The sequence below is a fragment of the Brooklawnia sp. genome (genome assembly GCF_032229645.1).
GTDB lineage: Bacteria > Actinomycetota > Actinomycetes > Propionibacteriales > Propionibacteriaceae > Brooklawnia.
On the sequence record NZ_JAVTWX010000146.1, the window covers coordinates 22824 to 25874 of the forward strand.

Genomic DNA, 3051 nt, shown 5'->3' on the forward strand with positions numbered 1-3051 from the left:
CCCACACCCCCCGGGGGGGGGGCCCCGGCGGGCCCCCCCACCGCAGGCGTTTGTGCTTCCGTCGCCTTGTGCCCGATGGGGTCTCAGCGGTCTTCGGTGAGCGGGCCCTGAACTCGGTAGCGGGCGCAGACGAAGTCCTGGTTGCGGCTGGTCTCGATCAGTTCCAGATCGAGGCGGCGGGGGAGCAACTGCCGACCGGCACCGAGAACGACGGGCGCTACGGAGATGACGATCTCGTCCAGGAGACCGGCATCCGCGAACTGGCCGGCGAGGTCGCCACCGCCCACCACCCATAGATCCTTTCCGCCGGCCGCGTCGGTGAGCTGAGTAAAGACGGTGCGGACATCTCCGGACGCGAATCGCACGTCAGCACCATCGGGAGCCGTAAGTGACCGGGAGGTCATCACCCAGGTCGGCATCCGGTAGGGCCAGGCCCCGGGGTCGTTGCGCAGGAGCCACATGTAGGTTGTGGATCCCATCACGATGGCTCCGATTGTTGCGATGAACTCCTCATAGTTGAACGGACCGTGTTCGTCGATGTCTTGGCGCAGCAGCCACGCCAGCGAATCCGTTGGATCGGCGAGGAATCCGTCGAGCGTGCTTGCCGTGTAATACGTCAGCTTCGTCATGGTGCCAGTCTGCCGTCTGGACAGGTGAACGCCGCCGAGCTGTGAGGCTTTCACTGCGGCGTGCGGGCAGCGGGCCCGTCTGGCAATCTGGTGTCGAGCGCCGGTTGGCGCGGCCAGCAGTTGTGTGGTGAAGTGGAGGAATGGTGGTATCCCCTCAGCGGCCCGGATCAAGCGGTATCGACCAGCTTGGCCTGCACAAAGGAATGGTTGTTCAAGAACTGGGCTGGGACGACGACGTCGACCAGGATCTGCGCGATGAAATCATGGATGCGATCGACGGCGAATTGATTGAAGACGCGATCGAGGCGGTCGATGTGGTGCTTCTGTGGCACCGCGATGACGGCGATGTAGCGGATTCGCTGGTCGACGCACTGCGGGACTTGGCGGACACTGGCTGGATCTGCGTGATGACCCCCAAGATCGGGCGGCCTGGCTACGTTGATCCTGCCGATATTGACGAAGGCGCGACGACTGCCGGGTTGGCGCTCACCAGTGCGTTCGAGGTCTGCCTCGATTGGCAGGCGCGCAAGGTGGTTCGCCCGCGCGGGCGCCGCTAGATTTCGTAGGCACTCAAGCCAGGCGTGACTAACTACATGCGATCTAGCCAGAATCTGCCGAAATCTGCCGCTGAATCGTTTAAGCGCGAGAGATCGCATGTAGTTTGTCACGGCTCCTGCTGGTGAGTGCTGCGAGCGTCTGCTCAAGTACCCGCTCGGGATGGTTCCAGATCATCGCCGGCGTGAACCGCAGGATTATCCAGCCCTCGCTGATCAGCCAGTTGTCGCGCTCGCGGTCGGCGTCGAACGCCTGCTGGCGTGCGTGATATTGGCGCCCGTCGACTTCGACGATGAGCCTGGCTGCATCGAACACGAGATCTGGGATGAAGGTGCGACCGTTTGACTCGATCGTGCGGTTCGCAACCCAGCCGTCGATTCCCGAGCGTCGGTAGAGCAGCTGCAGATCCATTTCTGCAAACGACCAGGGGTTGTCCTGCGCTCGTCGCAGGCATTCGCGCCGTTCCGCTACGCCTGCTCGGCCGCTCACCCGTTCGGCGGCCAGAGCCAGTGAATCCGCGTTGACCAGGTGTTGGCGCAAGGCCTCGCAGAGCCCGCCCCACTGGCCGATGACCGCCAGGTCGAGCACAGTCAATTCGGGAATGGTGGCGAATCCGGTGGCCCAGGGCATTCTCATCTCAGGCGGAACCAGCACCTGATGAATCCTTGTGCCTGGTGGCACAGCTCGCGACGATTCACCCGCCAGGTCTATGGTCTCGACGGGGCAGGTGGGCCAGAACGTTACGCGGGCGGCGGACGGTCCCATCAGGATGTGTCCTGGCTGCCACATGAGCGCGGCCCTGGCCCGCACAGCGGGATCGTCAGCGAGCTGAGAAGCCACCAGGATTCCTCGATACAGCCGCACCAGCCGGCCCGATGCGACAGCTCGGCTGAACTGGTTACGCAGTTCACGGTACTTGGCCGCAGCGATGATGCCGCCGCCATCGTTCAAGAGGTCGTCGATGATCATGCCATAAGGATTGGTGAGTGAGGCCGGAATCGGTCACGATTCGTCGGAGCTGTGGATAACTCGGCGTTTGAACTGCGCGGGTGTGAGGCACGAGTGCCGAGGCCGATCCTTCGCTGTGGCAGCACCCGCAGAATGAGCGCGGCCCTGGCCCGGACGGTGGGCCGGTGCCTCACCTCGATCGACAACACCATGAGTCGAATTAACTCAACTTTGGGCGAGCTTCCTAAGAAAGTTGAGTCTGCAAGGCTCAAGGCGGGAATAGCCGGGAGTGCTGGCCTGTTGTAATTCGCGTAGGCGCCACCAAGGCGTAGTAGTTCGAGAAGGACAAGGAGTAATTGTGAGCACCATTTACAACCCTTTCCGTGACATGGACCGTGTATTCAATCAACTCGCGCGCACCGCGGCGGCGGAGGCGCGCACCATGCCGATGGATCTCTATCGGGACGGCGACCAGTTCATCGTCAAGGTCGATCTGCCTGGTGTCAGCCCCGAGAGCATCGACATCGACGTGGATGACCGCACGCTGAGCATCCGCGCAGAGCGGGTATCGGACGAAGTCCGCTCCGGCGACGAAAACCAGGGCTGGGTCAGCCGCGAGCGCAGCTATGGCTCGTACGCCCGCCAGTTGACGCTGGGACAGGGGCTGAACCTCGCCGAGATCACCGCTGACTACAACGACGGCGTCCTGACGCTCGTCATCCCGGTGGCCGAGGAGGCCAAGCCCCGCAAGGTCAAGGTCTCTCAGGGCAAGGTCGCCGGCGAAGTGGACGCCGGTGGTGAAGTCAAATTGGGTAGTGAAGTCAAGGTCGGCAGTGAAATCGAAGCCGACCATGAAACACCGATCCAGAACTGACCTGACAAGTAGCGAATAGTCGCGGTGCCCGTTACCCCCAGGGGT

General features: G+C 62.8%; 4 protein-coding genes. 2 read left to right on the forward strand and 2 right to left on the reverse strand.

Features of this window, described 5'->3' with window-relative positions:
- Positions 1-83 precede the first annotated feature (83 nt).
- Positions 84-629: a dihydrofolate reductase family protein gene (locus AAFP05_RS12225; protein ID WP_341730151.1), complete on the reverse strand. Its 546-nt coding sequence runs from the start codon at positions 627-629 to the stop codon at positions 84-86.
- A 140-nt stretch (positions 630-769) separates the two neighbouring features.
- Between AAFP05_RS12225 and AAFP05_RS12230 the strand changes: the two genes are divergently transcribed.
- On the forward strand, positions 770-1186 hold the full coding sequence (locus tag AAFP05_RS12230) for a DUF3052 domain-containing protein (protein ID WP_341730152.1): 417 nt from the start codon (positions 770-772) through the stop codon (positions 1184-1186).
- A gap of 79 nt (positions 1187-1265) precedes the next feature.
- Here AAFP05_RS12230 and AAFP05_RS12235 read toward each other — a convergent pair whose 3' ends face one another.
- On the reverse strand, positions 1266-2153 hold the full coding sequence (locus AAFP05_RS12235; RefSeq protein WP_341730153.1) for a DUF559 domain-containing protein: 888 nt from the start codon (positions 2151-2153) through the stop codon (positions 1266-1268).
- A 337-nt stretch (positions 2154-2490) separates the two neighbouring features.
- On the opposite strand from AAFP05_RS12235, the gene AAFP05_RS12240 reads away from it, so the two are divergent.
- Complete coding sequence (locus AAFP05_RS12240) at positions 2491-3006, forward strand: Hsp20/alpha crystallin family protein (protein WP_341730154.1); 516 nt, start codon at positions 2491-2493, stop codon at positions 3004-3006.
- Positions 3007-3051 lie beyond the last annotated feature (45 nt).

Excerpts from the sequence above, each read along its gene's own strand:
- AAFP05_RS12225 (WP_341730151.1), bottom strand. The coding sequence starts at position 629 with ATGACGAAGCTGACGTATTACACGGCAAGCACGCTCGACGGATTCCTC.
- AAFP05_RS12230 (WP_341730152.1), top strand. The coding sequence starts at position 770 with ATGGTGGTATCCCCTCAGCGGCCCGGATCAAGCGGTATCGACCAGCTT.
- AAFP05_RS12235 (WP_341730153.1), bottom strand. The coding sequence starts at position 2,153 with ATGATCATCGACGACCTCTTGAACGATGGCGGCGGCATCATCGCTGCG.